The 14724-nt window shown below is 70.9% G+C and carries 14 protein-coding genes and 1 tRNA gene; 10 read left to right on the top strand and 5 right to left on the bottom strand.

All coding sequences use genetic code 11. From position 1 onward, the window contains the following. Positions 1–92 precede the first annotated feature (92 nt). Positions 93–839, bottom strand: coding sequence for a cobalt-precorrin-6A reductase (locus tag M2271_RS39610; RefSeq protein ID WP_280892315.1), 747 nt, complete (start codon positions 837–839; stop codon positions 93–95). A gap of 237 nt (positions 840–1076) precedes the next feature. On the opposite strand from M2271_RS39610, the gene M2271_RS39605 reads away from it, so the two are divergent. After that, positions 1077–2567 (top strand): class I adenylate-forming enzyme family protein, encoded by a 1491-nt coding sequence (locus M2271_RS39605; protein ID WP_280892314.1) that lies wholly within the window; start codon positions 1077–1079, stop codon positions 2565–2567. 241 nt (positions 2568–2808) lie between these two features. Here the strand turns inward: M2271_RS39605 and M2271_RS39600 are convergent, their stop codons facing one another. Then, positions 2809–3582: a sulfite exporter TauE/SafE family protein gene (locus M2271_RS39600; protein ID WP_280892313.1), complete on the bottom strand. Its 774-nt coding sequence runs from the start codon at positions 3580–3582 to the stop codon at positions 2809–2811. A gap of 239 nt (positions 3583–3821) precedes the next feature. On the opposite strand from M2271_RS39600, the gene M2271_RS39595 reads away from it, so the two are divergent. Both M2271_RS39595 and M2271_RS39590 read left to right on the top strand, forming a co-directional pair. Continuing rightward, entirely contained in the window at positions 3822–4079 is a 258-nt protein-coding gene (locus tag M2271_RS39595) for a WhiB family transcriptional regulator (protein ID WP_280892342.1), read from the top strand. After that, the gene (locus tag M2271_RS39590; protein WP_280892312.1) at positions 4076–4558 is read left to right on the top strand and encodes a DNA starvation/stationary phase protection protein; all 483 of its coding nucleotides are present in this window, start codon (positions 4076–4078) and stop codon (positions 4556–4558) included. Before M2271_RS39595 ends, M2271_RS39590 begins: the two co-directional genes overlap by 4 nt. Positions 4559–4643: 85 nt before the next feature. Here the strand turns inward: M2271_RS39590 and M2271_RS39585 are convergent, their stop codons facing one another. Then, on the bottom strand, positions 4644–5099 hold the full coding sequence (locus M2271_RS39585) for a potassium channel family protein (protein WP_280892311.1): 456 nt from the start codon (positions 5097–5099) through the stop codon (positions 4644–4646). Between the two features lie 208 nt (positions 5100–5307). On the opposite strand from M2271_RS39585, the gene M2271_RS39580 reads away from it, so the two are divergent. The 5 genes from M2271_RS39580 (at position 5308) to M2271_RS39560 (ending at position 10325) form a co-directional block, all read left to right on the top strand. Then, positions 5308–6150, top strand: coding sequence for a hypothetical protein (locus tag M2271_RS39580; RefSeq protein ID WP_280892310.1), 843 nt, complete (start codon positions 5308–5310; stop codon positions 6148–6150). Positions 6151–6289: 139 nt separating this feature from the next. Then, positions 6290–7102: an SAM-dependent methyltransferase gene (locus M2271_RS39575; RefSeq protein WP_280892309.1), complete on the top strand. Its 813-nt coding sequence runs from the start codon at positions 6290–6292 to the stop codon at positions 7100–7102. Between the two features lie 51 nt (positions 7103–7153). Beyond that, the gene (locus M2271_RS39570; protein ID WP_280892308.1) at positions 7154–8554 is read left to right on the top strand and encodes a glutamine synthetase family protein; all 1401 of its coding nucleotides are present in this window, start codon (positions 7154–7156) and stop codon (positions 8552–8554) included. An 85-nt stretch (positions 8555–8639) separates the two neighbouring features. After that, positions 8640–9773, top strand: a complete 1134-nt coding sequence (locus M2271_RS39565; RefSeq protein ID WP_280892307.1) for an amidohydrolase family protein — start codon at positions 8640–8642, stop codon at positions 9771–9773. A 24-nt stretch (positions 9774–9797) separates the two neighbouring features. Continuing rightward, positions 9798–10325, top strand: coding sequence for an NUDIX hydrolase family protein (locus M2271_RS39560; RefSeq protein WP_280892306.1), 528 nt, complete (start codon positions 9798–9800; stop codon positions 10323–10325). A gap of 18 nt (positions 10326–10343) precedes the next feature. On the opposite strand, the gene M2271_RS39555 is transcribed toward M2271_RS39560, so the two are convergent. Beyond that, complete coding sequence (locus tag M2271_RS39555) at positions 10344–12233, bottom strand: ABC transporter ATP-binding protein (RefSeq protein ID WP_280892305.1); 1890 nt, start codon at positions 12231–12233, stop codon at positions 10344–10346. 301 nt (positions 12234–12534) lie between these two features. On the opposite strand from M2271_RS39555, the gene M2271_RS39550 reads away from it, so the two are divergent. Beyond that, positions 12535–13551, top strand: a complete 1017-nt coding sequence (locus M2271_RS39550; RefSeq protein WP_280892341.1) for a glycoside hydrolase family 43 protein — start codon at positions 12535–12537, stop codon at positions 13549–13551. An 82-nt stretch (positions 13552–13633) separates the two neighbouring features. Here M2271_RS39550 and M2271_RS39545 read toward each other — a convergent pair. Further along, positions 13634–13707: transfer RNA gene (locus M2271_RS39545), tRNA-Pro, on the bottom strand. A gap of 187 nt (positions 13708–13894) precedes the next feature. On the opposite strand from M2271_RS39545, the gene M2271_RS39540 reads away from it, so the two are divergent. Continuing rightward, entirely contained in the window at positions 13895–14602 is a 708-nt protein-coding gene (locus M2271_RS39540) for a thiamine pyrophosphate-dependent enzyme (RefSeq protein WP_280892304.1), read from the top strand. Positions 14603–14724: the final 122 nt, after the last annotated feature.

Raw genomic sequence — 14724 nt, 5'->3', positions numbered from 1 at the left:
CGTCCGTCATGCAGGGCGCGCGCAAGGACGTCAGAAATGACGTCGTCGCGCACGCGGCCGTCAATGACGTACGTCGCGCACGCGGCCGTCGGTCACTGCGGGGCGAGGCCCAGCCACGACAGGACTCCGCTGACGTCGGGTGCCGTGGTGACGCCGTCCGGAAGGGGCGGACGGCGGACGATCACGACCGGCAGGCGCAGGTCGCGGGCTGCGGTGAGTTTGGCGGAGGTGGCCCGGCCCCCGCTGTCCTTGGTGACCAGGACCTCGATGCGGTGGTCGTGGAAGAGGGTCGACTCGTCGGCGACCGTGAACGGGCCGCGGGCCAGGAGCACTTCGGTGTGCGGTGGCATCGGCGGCTGGGGCGGTTCCACGGACCGTACGACGAAGTGGCGGTCCGTGACGTGGGCGAAGGCGGCAAGGCCCATACGGCCGGTGGTCAGGAAAATCCGGCGACCGAGTCGCGGCAGCAGGTCCGCGGCCTCGGCCAGGGAGGCGACGGAGTGCCAGCGGTCCCCGGGGCCGGGCTGCCAGCCGGGGCGGCGCAGCACCACCGCCGGGACACCGGTCGCCGCCGTGGCCCGCGCCGCATTCGCCGTGATCGTCTCGGCGAAGGGGTGAGTGGCGTCGACGAGTGCGTCCACGTGCTGCTCGCGCAGCCAGTCGGTCAGACCGTCCGATCCGCCGAAACCCCCGATCCGGACCTCGCCCGTGATCGCCCCCGGCCGCGCCACGCGCCCGGCGAGCGAGGTGGTGACGCGGACACCCCCGTGCGCCAAGAGCGCGGCGGCCAGCTCACGGGCCTCGCCGGTGCCGCCGAGGATGAGGACGTGCGGGGACATGGCGAGAGCCTACGAGTTCCGGGTGGGGCGGCGGTATGTGCCGGCCCGCTTTGGACGGCGGCGACGAGGGCGATGGCAAGTATGCGCACCCACCGTCACCCGGGAGCAGCGACCCCTCGAACTCGGTGGCAGCAACGCGTCGTTAGGGTACTGCCGGTCCTCACGTGCTGAGGGTTGACGCGCGGCCGTGAGCGACACCATGCGGAAAGTTGCCTTGTGAAGGAGATGTCCCCAGGTATGTCAGAAAACGTGACGCAGCATTTCGCTGAGCATGTCCGTGACCAGGGGTGGGGTGACCGGGTTGCCTTCCTGGTCGACGACCGCGCCTGGACCTTCGACCAGGTCTTCGACGGTGCGGCGCGGGTCGCGAGCGGATACCGGGCTGCGGGGTTACGCCGTGGCGACCGGGTCCTGCTCGCCCTGCCCGACAGCATGGAGATGGTCTGGTGCCTGCTCGGGGCCTGGCAGGCCGGCCTCGTCGCGGTACCGGTCAACGTCCAGATGAGTCGGGAGGACCTGACCCGGGACGTGGCGACGGCGGAGCCGGCGCTGGCGGTCGTCGACCCGGACACCGCCGGATGGCTCGACACCGCGGGGCTGGCCCCGACCACCAGGGTCGAACCGCTGGTCGCCGGAGAGCCGGACACCCGGTTCGCCGATGGCGGGGAGGCGCCGGCAGTCGCTCTCTTCACCTCCGGCACCACGGGCGCGCCGAAACTGTGCTTTTTCCTCCACAACAACTTCATCAGCGAGCGCGACCAGTACCGGGACGCCGGTCCGGGGGCTGTCGGGCTGTCGGTGTCGCGGATGTATTTCCGGGGCGGACTGCACGTCTCACTGTTCACCACGCTCGAAACCGGGCAGACCGCCGTGCTCTCGCGTCCGCGTGCGACCCCCGCGGCAGCGGTCGAGCTCATGCGCCGTCACCAGGTCACGACCCTGTTCGCGCAGCCGAGCTTCCTGGCGCGGCTGCTGATCGAGCCCGGTGGCGCCGAGGGGCTTGGCCGGCTTCAGCGGGTGATGTGCGCGGGGGAGGTGCTCTCGGCTCGGCTGCGCGAGCAGTTGGTGCCGATCCTCGGGGAGCGGCTGGTCAACACCTACGGCTCGACCGAGCTCGGCGGCATCGCTGTCGGCCAGCCGGCCGCGTACGGCCTGCCCTCGGCAGTCGGGCGAGCGTTCCCGGACCGGCCGGTGCGCGTTGTCGACGCCGGCGGTGACACGTTGCCCGCGGGACAGCGGGGTGAGTTGCACATACGCGTGCCCTTCGTCGCTCGCGGCGTTCCCCGGGGGAGCAGCCCCGGTCCCCATCAGCTGACCGACACCTGGTGGCCGACCGGGGATCTGGCGTCGATCGATGAGGACGCAGTCGTGCACGTGCACGGCCGGCTCGACGACGTCGAGGTGATCGGCGGGCAGAACGTGGTGCCGGGCGAGGTCGAGCGGCTCCTCGAGAGCCACCCGCGGGTGCTTGAAGCGGCAGTCAGCGCCGCGCGGCGTCCGGCCGGGGACACGAGTCTGCGCGCGTATGTGGTGGCTGTCCCCGATACCGGGGCGGGTGAAAGCGCCGACACCGATGCCCTGGCCGCCGAGCTGGTCGATCTCTCCCAGTCCCGCCTGTCCTGGTACAAGGTCCCGCACGACGTCGTGTGGTTGGACGCGTTGCCCCGAAACGGGAACGGCAAGATCCTGCGCAGGCAGCTCCGCGCGGACGGCAATCAGTTCGTCTAGTAGTACAGCCGGTGGTTCTACGGTGAGTCAGTGAGTGCGGGCGGTGCGGAGGCGGTCGGGGACGGCCGCGGCTGGTGGGGGGCGGCCGTGGCTGGTGGGGGCGGCCGTGGCTGGTGGGGGGCGGCCGTGGCTGGTGGGGGGCGGCCGTGGCTGGTGGGGGGGGCGGCCGTGGCTGGTGGGGGCGGCCGTGGCTGGTGGGGGGGGCCGGTCGTCCAGCGTCCACCGCCGGCTGTCCGTCGGCTCAGCGGACCAGTAGCTGCACGCCGCCCACCACCGTCGCCGCGATCACCAGTTGCTCGAACAAGCGCTGGTTGATCCGGTGCACAGCCCATTTACCGAGGAACGCGCCGGGCACGACGAACACCAGGAGCGCCGCGTCGAGGAGCAGCGAGTGGCCGTCGATGAGGCCGAGGCCGAAGCTGAACGGCACCTTCGACACATTGACGATCAGGAAGAAGAAGGCGGAGGTCCCGAGGAAGCCGAGCTTGCGGAAGCCCGCGGAAAGGAGATACATCGACATCACCGGGCCGCCCGCGTTGGCGACCATCGTGGTGAAGCCGCCGAGGACGCCGTACGAGCGGGCCTTGGCGCGGCCCGTGCGGGTGGCGACCGTGTCCGGCTTTCCCTCCGCGGCGGCGGTGCGGCGACGCCACACCGTCACCCCGGCCATCAGCAGCAGGATCGCGCCGATCGACGTGCGGACGATCCCGTCGTCCGCCCACACCAGGAACAGCGTGCCGGCGACCACGCCCACCGCGACCGCCGGGAACAGCCGCCACAGGGTGGGCCAGTGCGCGTGCCGACGGTAGGTGAGCACGGCGAGAACGTCCCCGGCGATCAGTACGGGCAGCAGGACGCCGGTGGAGGCGCGGGCGGGCAGAACCGCCGCGAAGATCGCCAGGCTGACGGTGTTGGCCCCGCTGACGGCCGTCTTGGAGAAGCCGACAAGCAGAGCGGCGAAGGCGAGGGCGGCGAACTCCCAGCCGGAGATGTGCCAGAGGGTCATCGTGTTCATGCGAACACCGATGCTATGTGCAAGGAACCGGGAGCCGTAAGGAGGGTCTCGTCAGGTGGCCGGTGTGCAGATGGCCGGTGTGCAGATGGCCGGTGTGCAGATTTGCACGAGACGGACAAGGCGCTGGTCTTCGCGGACGTGACGCGCTTCCTGGACGAGGTGCTCACAGGCTGAGGCATCACCTGTGAGGCGTTTCCCTGACGTGTTTGCACCAGTTCGCCCTGGGCACCCGCGCTGCTATGGAGTGGCTGCGCAGTGCTGCCTGCGTCGGAGAGGACCCCGAGTTGTTCTTTCCCGTGGGCACGACCGGGCCGGCGCTGCGGGAGACCGCGGCCGCCAAACGTGTCTGCGCCCGCTGCTCGGTGGTTCACCGATGTCTGGAGTTCGCGCTGGGCAGCGGGCAGACCTCGGGCGTGTGGGGCGGAACCGGCGAGGTGGAACGGGACGCACTGCTCCGTACGGCCGGAACCGGCGTAAGAAGGGAAAGCATCGCATGACTGTCGTGAAGAGCACGATTCCCGAATCCGCCCGGCAGGTGGTCGGGGACTCGCTGCAGAGCACCCTGGTGGATCTTCTCGGGCTCTCCCTGGTCGGGAAGCAGGCCCACTGGAACCTTGTGGGGCCCCGCTTCCGCTCGATCCATCTGCAGTTGGACGAGCTGGTGTCGGCCGCCCGTGATTTCTCCGACACGGTGGCGGAGCGCTCGGCGGCGCTCGGCCTGCCGCCGGACGGGCGGCCGGAGACCGTCGCGTCGGCATTCACGCTGCCGAGCCCGAAGGACGGCTGGGTGCGGGACACCGACGTCGTCGGGGTGATGGTCGAGGCCCTGGATGCGGCCATCGGGCGACTGCGTGAACGTATCGAGGCGACCGAGAAGGCCGACCCGGTCACCCAGGACCTGCTGATCACCATCACCGCCGAGCTGGAGAAGCAGCGCTGGATGTTCGACGCGGAGAACTGGCCCAAGGCCGACTGACCGACGGCCGGTCGGAACACGTACAGGAACAGAGAACAAACAGGAACACGCACCGAGCAACACGTACAGGGAGAAGGGCAGAGCCTCAGCTGTCCTTCGAGTGGGCCGACAGCAGCTGCTCCAGTCGGTCGAAGCGCTCGTGCAGGGCGCGGAGGTCCGCACCGGCCTGGTGCGCGATCCGGCCCCGACGCTTCCGTTCCCGGCCCACGAACCAGGTGGCCAGGGCCGCGGTGACCATGCCGTACGTCGTGATGCCGACGACCATCACCACCACGCCGACGATCCGGCCCCCCAGGGTCACCGGGTAGAAGTCGCCGTAGCCGACGGTGGTCGCCGTCTCGACCGACCACCACAAGCCTCTCGGGTACGTCGTCAGAGTGGCTCCCTCCGCACCCTGTTCAGCGGCGACCACGGCCCATGAACCGGTGAGCATCACCACGACGAGGACGAGCAGCGCCCCACCGGCCGCCCTCAGGTGCAGGGAGCGTCCCTCGCGGCCGAGCAGTGCCTCGATCGCCCTGGCGAGGAATCCGGGCAGCATGACCGCTCCTTGGGATCCGGGTGACGTATGCGGACAGTGTCGCCGGGCGGGCGGGGGCGGGCATGCCGGGCGGGGCGTTCGAGTCGCCGCCGGTGGAGGGCGTCGCCCTCACTCGAACAGGCCCGTGCGCTGGTGGGCCGCGAGGGCCGGTGGTGCGCTGAGGGCATCACCGGCCGCGTCCCACCAGCTCCCCAGGAGGCATCCCGTCATGACCGCTCGTCCGCCCCTTCCTGTCCGGTTCCTCGCATCGGCCCTGGCGGCGGGCGCCCTGCTGACGGCCTCGGCCTGTTCGGACGACGACGGCGGCGGCTCGCAGGCCGCGGACGTCCCCGCGTCGCCCGTCGCCGAAGGGTCGGCCACCCCGCTCGCCGCGAAGTCGCCGACCCCCTCCGCGTCCGGCCGTCTCACCGAGGCCGGGGCGCGGGCCGCGCTGATCACCGAGGCGGACATCGAGGACGACTGGACGAAGGTCGCGGACGCCGCGTCCTGGCGGGACAAGCTGCTCGTCGGCAAGGTGGACGTCGCCGACTTCCTCACCGCCAAGGCCCAGGCCGCCGACTGCCAGCAGCTGCTCGACACGCTCTACGGCGACGACCTGCTGGGCAAGCCGTCCGGAGCGTCCGCGCTGACCGGCTTCGAACAGGGCGACTCCCGGCTCCTCTACCAGGTCGCCGCCTACGACCGGGCCGCCCTCGACGCCTCCCTGAACCGGTTGAAGTCCCTGCCGGTGACGTGCGACGAGTTCACGGTGACCGACTCGGCGGGCGGCAAGCGGACGGTCCAGGTGACCGAGGCTCCGGTGCCGGACGAGGGGGACGCCCGGCAGGGGCTGCACGTGACGGTGCAGGGCACCGCGGCCGACGCGCCCGCCACGCTCACCCTGGACATCGCCGTCGTACGCGTCGGCACCGACGCGATCACCGTCACGGCCGGCGGCCTGGCCGGCGGCGAGTCCGACTCCGTCGGACAGGCGGTGCGGCAGGGCACCCCGCGCCTGAAGGACGTGCAGGCCGGCCGGACACCGCCCGCGGATCCGAACGAGATCGACTGACCGTCTCCCTTCCGCCCGTCTCCTTCCTTCCGCTTCCCTTCCCTTCCCTTCCCTCCCCTCCGGCCGTTCCCGGGACACAGCAGATCACCGGACGGCACAATGGCCGCGAACGCCCGCAGGCGCGAGAAGGAGCACGGACGTGAGCGACAGCCACACCCCCGCAGGCACGTCGGCGCCGCTGAACACCCGTGTGGCACACAACGCGCGCGTGTGGAACTACTGGATCGGCGGCAAGGACAACTACGAGGTCGACCAGCAGGTCGCCGAGCAGGTCGCCGAAATGTTCCCGATCATCCGGGACATCGCCCGCGCCGACCGCTGGTTCCTGGGCCGCGCGGTGCGCTTCCTCGCCGAGGAGCGGGGCGTACGGCAGTTCCTCGACATCGGCACCGGGCTGCCCACGGTGGACAACACCCACGAGATCGCCCAGCGGATCGCGCCGGACTCACGGATCGTCTACGTCGACAACGACCCCATCGTGCTGGTGCACGCCCGCACCCTGCTCACCAGCGCCGCCGGGGGCGTCACCGACTACATCGACGCCGATGTGCGCGACCCGGACGTCATCCTCGAACGCGCCTCCCGGACCCTCGACTTGGGCAAGCCGGTCGCGGTGATGATGCTGGGCATCCTCAACTTCGTCCTCGACACGGAGGAGGCCCGGGACATCGCCCGCCGTGTGATGGCGGCGATGCCCTCCGGCAGCTACCTGGCCCTCACCCACCCCACCTTCGACTTCGATCTCGGCGGCGAGGGCCAGATCCCGGCGATGAAGTTCTGGAACGAGAACGCCACCCCGCCGATCACCGCCCGCGGCCGCGAGGACATCGCCGCCTTCTTCGACGGTCTGGAGCTGTTGGAGCCGGGGCTGGTGTCGTGTTCGCGGTGGCGTGCCGAGCACGGCTCCCCCGTCGTGGTACCGCAGTTCGGCGCCGTGGCCGTGAAACCCTGACGTCGGCGCCGACCCGGCCGCGGGTCCGGCCGGGCCCGTCGAGGAGGACGTATGACCACGCTTGCCGATCCCGTCCCCGGCGGACGCCCCGGGGACGTCGAACGGGCCGCCGCGCTCGCCGGGGAGCTGTCCGGGCAGGGCGTGCACGGCATCGTCCTCTCCTACGTCGACACGGCGGGCGTCGCCCGGGTGAAGACCGTCCCCACGGCCCGGCTCGCCGCCGCCGCGGCCTGGGGTGTCGGTATGTCCCCGGTGTTCGACACCTTTTTGGCGAACGACTCGATCGTCACCACGGACGTGCTCGGCTCGCCGGACGGCGATCTGCGGCTGTATCCCGACCTGGACCACCTGGTGGTGCTGGTCGGGCAGCCGGGCTGGGCGTGGGCGCCCGTCGACCGGATCACCCAGGAGGGCGAGCCGCATCCGGGGTGCGGGCGGACCGTCCTGCGCCGGATCGTCCGGGAGGCCGCCGCACACCACGGTCTCACCTTCCGGGCCGGCATCGAGGTCGAGTGGGCCGTTGCGCAGGGGCCGTCCGGCGGCGACTTCGTGCCCGCGACGACGGGACCGGCGTACAGCGCCGCCCGCCAGGTCGAGCTCAGCGACTACACCGCCGACCTGCTGGCCGCGTTCGCCGCGCAGCAGGTCGAGGTCGAGCAGCTCCATCCCGAGTACGCGGCCGGGCAGTTCGAGGTGTCGGTGGGGGCTCTCGACCCGGTGGCGGCGGCCGACCGGAGCGTGCTGGTGCGGCAGACGGTTCGTGCGGTGGCGGCCCGCCACGGCCTCGCCGTCTCCTTCGCCCCGGCGGTCCGCGCGCAGGGCGTCGGCAACGGCGGCCACATCCATCTCTCCGCCTGGCGCGAGGGCGTGAACCTGCACTCCGGGGGCACCGGCCGCTACGGCATGACGGACGACGCCGAGTGCTTCGCGGCGGGCGTCCTCGCCCACCTTCCCGCTCTCACAGCCGTGACGGCACCGAGCCCGGCGAGCTACCTCCGGCTCAGGCCCTCCCAGTGGGCCGGGGTCTTCACCGCGTGGGGACGGGAGACGCGTGAGGCGGCGGTGCGGGTGGTCACCGGGACGGCGGGCGTGCGCGACGAGGCCGCGAACCTGGAGGTCAAACCGGTCGACCTGGCCGCCAACCCGTACCTCGCGCTCGCCTGTCTGATCGCCGCCGGACTGGACGGCATGACGTCCTCGATGCCGCTGCCCGAGGAGATCACCGGCGACCCGGCCCGGTTCGAGACCGGGCAGGCGGCGGCCCGGGGTGTGCACAGGCTGCCGACCTCGCTGGACGAGGCGGTCGAGGAGTTTCGCGAGGACGCCCGGCTGCGGACCGCGCTGGGCCCGGTCCTCGCGGACGCGGTGATCGCCGTCCGCCGCGGGGAGATCGCGGCCGTCGACGGGCTGGACGACGAGCAGGTGGCGGCGGCGTACCGATGGAAGTACTGAAGGGACGTACTGAAGGAAAAGGGCTGAAGGAAAAGGGCTGAAGGAAAAGGGCTGAAGGGCTGAAGGGCTGAAAGGAAGTGCTGACATGAACACAGGCCCCGTCCACGAGGCGCTCAGCGGCGCACGGCTGGTGGACCACCACTGCCACGGCGTCGTGCCCGGCGACCTGGACCGTCCGGCGTTCGAGTCGCTGCTCACGGAGGGCGCACCCTGGCCGGGGATCTCGCCCTTCGACACTCCGGTCGGCGTGGCCGTCCGCCGCCACTGCGCTCCCCTCCTCGACCTTCCGCGCCACGCTCCCGCCGACGTGTACCTGGCCCGCCGGGCCGAACTCGGCGCTCCCGAGGCCAACCGCCGCTTCCTCGCCGCCGCCACGACCGACGTCCTCTGCGTGGACACCGGCCACACCCCGGACCGTCTCACCACACCGCGCCAACTGGCCGAGGCGGCCGGCGCGACCGCGTACGAGGTCGTACGGCTGGAGGCCGTCGCCGAGGCGGTGGCCACGCGCGGAGTCGAGCCGGACGCCTACGCCGAAGCGTTTCGCACGGCGGCGGAGCACGCCGTACGGCAGCCGGGTGTGGTGGCGGTGAAATCGGTCGCCGCGTATCGCACCGGCTTCGACCTGGACCCGGTGCGGCCCTCCGGCACGGAGGTCACCGAGGCGGCCCGGCACTGGCTCGCCGACGGCGGGCGGCTGGCCGACCCGGTTCTCGTACGGCACCTGCTGTGGACCGCCGTCGACCTGGGCCTGCCCCTCCAGCTGCACACCGGGTTCGGCGATGCCGACATCCGGCTGCACCGGGTGGACCCCACCCACCTGACGGACTGGCTGCACCTGACCGCCGGCACGATCCCGGTGCTTCTGCTGCACTGCTGGCCCTACCAGCGTCAGGCTGCCTATCTGGCGGCGGTGTTCGAGCGGGTGTATCTCGACGTGGGCCTCACCCTGCACCACGTCGGGCCCGCCCGGGCCCGGGCGATCCTGGCGGAGGCGCTGGAGATCACCCCGTTCCGCAAACTGCTGTACAGCTCCGACGCCTATGGTGTGGCCGAGTTCTATCACCTCGGCGCGCTGGCCTTCCGGCAGGGCCTCGCCGGTCTGCTCCAGGAACGGGTGGACGCCGACGAGCTGAGCCTGCCGGACGCGCTGCGCATGGCCGCATGGACTTCGGGGGACAACGCTCACCAGGTCTACCGCTTTTCCGCCACCTCCTGAAAGTATGATCAAGCAATGTCTGACATGACCGATACCACGCCCGGTTGGCTGAGTTCCGACGAGCTCGAGTCCGCGCGCGCCCGTATGCCGATCCTGTACGTCGAGGCCGTGCCCGTGCGCGTCGACGACAGCGGCGAAGTCACCAGCATCGGACTCCTGCTCCGCATCGGTCCGGACGGGACGGTCAGCCGGACCCTGGTGTCCGGTCGGGTGATGCACCACGAGCGAGTCCGCGACGCCCTGCTGCGCCACCTGGAGAAGGACCTCGGCCCGGTCGCCCTCCCGCACGTGCCGGCCTCCCTGCAGCCCTTCACCGTGGCCGAGTACTTCCCGACCCACGGTGTCACGCCGTACCACGACCCGCGCCAGCACGCGGTGTCCCTCGCCTACGTGGTCCCGGTCACCGGCGACTGCCGCCCTCGGCAGGACGCCCTGGACCTGGTCTGGTTCAGCCCCCACGAGGCGCTGTCCCCGGCGGTGCAGAGCGAGATGCCGGGCGGCCACGGGGTGCTGCTCAAGCAGGCGCTGGCACATGTGGGCTGCGTGATCTGAGGCGTTGCGCCGACGGCGTCAGTGCAGGTCGGCCCCCGCGGGGTCGCCTTCGACGGGGTTGGCTTCGACGGGGTTGGCTTCGACGGGTTTGCCTTCGACGGGGCCGTCGTCAAGCGGGCCGTCGTCGAGGAAGCCGCCCGACTGGTGCTGCCACAGCTTCGCATAGGCGCCGTCGGACGAGAGCAGTTCCCGGTGCGTGCCCTGTTCGACGATCCGTCCGCGGTCGAGGACGACGAGCTGGTCCATGGTGGCGACCGTGCTCAGCCGGTGCGCCACCACCAGCGCCGTCCGCCCCTCCATGAGCCGCCACAGTGCCTCCTGGACGAGGAGCTCGCTCTCGGAGTCCAGGGCGCTGGTCGCCTCGTCGAGCAGCAGGATCGGCGCGTCCCGCAGGATCGCCCGGGCGAGGGCGACCCGCTGACGCTGGCCACCGGACAGCTTGATCCCGCGCTCGCCCACCATCGTGTCGAAGCCGGCCGGCAGCGCGTCGGCGAACTCCGTGACGTGTGCCGCCTCGGCCGCGCGGCGGATCTCGGCCTCGGTGGCGTCCGGGCGGGCGAAGGCGATGTTGTCCCGCAGCGTGCGGTGGAACATCGCCGGGTCCTGGGGCACATACGCGATCAGGCCGCGCAGGTCGGCCTGACGCAGTCTGCTGATGTCCTGGCCGCCGATCAGGATCCGGCCGGCGTCGATGTCCGTCATCCGCAGCAGCAGCCGGCCGAGCGTGGTCTTGCCGCCGCCGGACCGGCCGACGAGGCCGAGCTTCGTCCCGCTGGGCACCGTCAGGTCGAGGCCCACGAAGAGCGGCTCCGCGCCCGCGTGCGCGAAGTCCACCCGCTCGAAGCGGACGTCGGCGCCCCGGGTGAGCAGCGGCTCCGGCGACACCGGGTCGAGCACGGTCGGCGGCGTCAGCAGCAGCTCGGTGAACTGGGCGGCCTCCGTCATCGAGCTCTCCAGGCGGCGGTAGATCTGGTTGAACTCGAACATGATGCGGGTCGCGTTGTTGTAGTAGGTGAAGGCGACCACGACCGCTTCCACCCCGTGCGCGCCCCCGCCGAGCGTGACCGCGAGCAGCAGACCCAGCGCGTTGGTGGCCACGGACATCGGCGCGACCAGCGTGTCGATGCGCAGATTGCCGTAGTCCCACGACCTCAGCATGAGCCGCCGCGACGCCGCCACCCGGGACCGGTGCTCGGCCGCCTCTCGCTCCTCGGCTGCGAAGGCCCGGACCGTGTCCATGTTCATCAGGCTGTCGGCGACGTGGCCCGACATCCAGGCGAGCGCCTCCTCGCGCTGGTCGACGAGTGCCTGACGGCGACGGATGAGGGGCGCCACGCACACCACCGTCACCGCGATCATCACCAGGAGCCCTACGACGAGCAGCGGTTCGTAGCGCCACAGCACCACCGCCCCGAACAGCAGTGGCACCAGGCTGCCCACGATCTGGAACGTCAACGTGTCGACGAACAACTCGAAGCGGGAGGCGAAGCTCAGGACCCGCTTGGTCAGCGACCCGGCGAAGTTGTCGTGGAAGAACGTGGCGTCCTTGGCGAACAGCTCGTCCATGCCGATCACGTACAGGTGCTCGATGCCGCGGGCGTCAAGACGGTTCATGCAGTGCAGACTGACCCGCCACAGCGCCTCCGCCAGCAGCAGGACCCCGGCGAAGCCGAGCACGTAGGGCAGCGTCGAGCCGACGGTGATGCCGGAGTCGCCGGCGATGCGGCCCACGAGTTTCGCGACGACCAGCGGCGCGACGTAGTTGATGCCGATGTTGCCCAGCGCCGACAGCACCATCGCAGGCACCGTGAGCCTCCGGAGCCGGGACAACTCCCGTAAGTAGTAACGAAGTGCGAGGAGCACCGAGCCCTTGCTCGGCGTGACCTTGCGCGATTCAGGCGATCCCATCCCAACTCCGTCCTTGTATGGACAACCAGGCCAGGAGTCGGAGTCTCCCGCGACGCGACGCACGGAGTCCAGGCGTTTTACCGCGACCTGACCCTCGAAGGGGTGCGCGACCTGACCGTCGGAGGAGATGCCACCTCTGCGCCCTCGGCTCCGGCGGGTGGCGCTTGACGCAGGTCTCTCACGCACCTTCCCCCCGCCGGACGTCCGGGGTGGCGCCCCAGGGGCCCGGGGTGGCGCCCGGGGTGGCGCCCGGGGTGGCGCCCGGGGTGCGTATTCTTTGACCGTGGCTGAGACCGAGCCGATGCGGCTTCCCGAACCGATGCGGCTTCCCGACATGCCGCTGCACGATCCGTTCATCGTCGCCGACTCGAAGACCCGCACCTACTACCTCTACACGTCCAACGACCCCTCCGTTTCGGGCGTGGACGGCACCGGCACGATGGTCTACCGCAGCCACGACCTGCGCGACTGGACACGTCCTGTCGTGGTCTTCCTGGCCGCCGAGCAGAGGGGGATCTGGGCGACCGACGGCGGCTGGGCGCCCGAGGTGCACGCGTGGGGCGACAAGTACTACCTGTTCACCACGCTGCACAACGAGGACAAGCCGCTTCCCGTACCGCCGCCCAACCAGTGGGGCGTGCCGTTCCAGATACCGAACCACATGCGCGGCACGATCACGGCCGTCTCCGACTCGCTGCTGGGCCCCTTCACCGTCGTCGACCCCTCACGCCCCACCCCGCCCGGCGATCTCATGACCCTCGACGGCACCCTCTACGTCGACCCGTCCGGGCAGCCCTGGATGGTGTACGCGCACGAGTGGCTGCAGACCGTCGACGGAACCATGGAGGCGATCCGGCTGGCTCCGGACCTGTCCCGGACGATCGGGGACCCGCTCTTCCTGTTCAAGGCCTCGGACGCGTCCTGGATCAGCGAACAGATCCCCAGCGGTGTACCCCATCAGCTCCCGCCCTACATCACCGACGGCCCTCAGCTCTACCGCACCCCTGACGGATCCCTGCTCATGCTGTGGTCGACGTACGAGAAGAACGCGATCGCCCAGGACGGCACCATCGGCGGCGGCTACGTGCAGACCTACGCCGTCTCGACGTCCGGCGACCTCGCAGGACCGTGGCGGCAGCATCGGCCATTGGTCCGCGACGACAGCGGTCACGGCATGCTGTTCCACACCTTCGAAGGCCGGCTGATGATGATCCTCCACCGCCCCTTCGACAACGCGCGGGGCAAGCTGTACGAGATGCAGCTCGATCACGAGCTGCGGGTGCTCCGCCGGCGCACCGATCTCGACGGTGACCACTGACCGGTCCCGCGAACGCGACAACGGGTCCTACGAACGCACTCAGCGGGCCCGCCATGTTCGGCGGACCCGCTGATGAACACCGTCGGGACGACAGGATTTGAACCTGCGACCCCTTGACCCCCAGTCAAGTGCGCTACCAAGCTGCGCCACGTCCCGATGCTGTCTGACCTGGGGTTTCCCCCGGCCGGACGTGCAGGGAAACAATACCGCACTCGGGTCGGTGGTCGCGCACCCGTTTACGCGCGCTCCTTTGCCGGGGCGCATGTCGACTTTGCCAGGGGTTCGTCGAGGGCACATGTCGACGCTTGACCTCAAGCTTGGTCGAGGTTGCAGGATCGTCCGTATGACGATCACCCAGGAACGAGGACGTACCCACGGGTACCCGGAACTGCCCCGGCTGATGGGGCTGATGACGGGCGACGAGAAGCACGGACCGGCGGCGACGTCCACGCTGGACGCACTGTGGGTCCTGTACGACCGGGTGCTCCGGGTGGCACCGGAGCGGCTGGACGACCCGGGCCGGGACCGGTTCCTGCTGTCCAAGGGGCACGGGCCGATGGCCTACTACGCCGTGCTGGCCGCCAAGGGCTTCGTACCGGTGGAGTGGCTGCCCGGGTTCGGCTCGTACGACTCTCCGCTGGGCCATCACCCGGACCGGGTGCTCGTGCCGGGGGCGGAGATCGGCAGCGGGTCACTGGGGCACGGGCTGCCGATCGCGGTGGGCGCGGCGCTCGGGCTGCGCGCGCAGAGGCTGCACGAGCCTCGGGTGTGGGTCCTGGTCGGGGACGCCGAACTCGACGAGGGCAGCAACCACGAGGCGATCGCGTTCGCCGGCCCCGCCGGACTGGAGCGGCTGCACACCGTCGTGATCGACAACTCCTCCGCGACGCATGCCCGGCCGGACGGGATCACCGCACGTTTCGAGGCCGCCGGCTGGTCCACGGTGACGGTCGACGGCCGCGACCACGAGGCGTTGTACGCCGCCTTCACCGCCGCTCACCCGGGCCGTCCGCATGCCGTGGTGGCCCGGGTGGAGCCGAAGTCCGCGTGACGTCCTGTCATCACCCCGAACCCGGACACCCCTCACCGCCCCGGCACCCCTCAACGCCCCCGGCACCCCTCAACGGCCTCACATAGCTCATCGGCCCCACATAGCCCATCGTCCCGGCAGCG

The sequence above is a fragment of the Streptomyces sp. LBL genome (assembly GCF_029893585.1).
Classification (GTDB): domain Bacteria; phylum Actinomycetota; class Actinomycetes; order Streptomycetales; family Streptomycetaceae; genus Streptomyces.
This window is presented reverse-complemented; position numbering and strand designations above follow the sequence as displayed.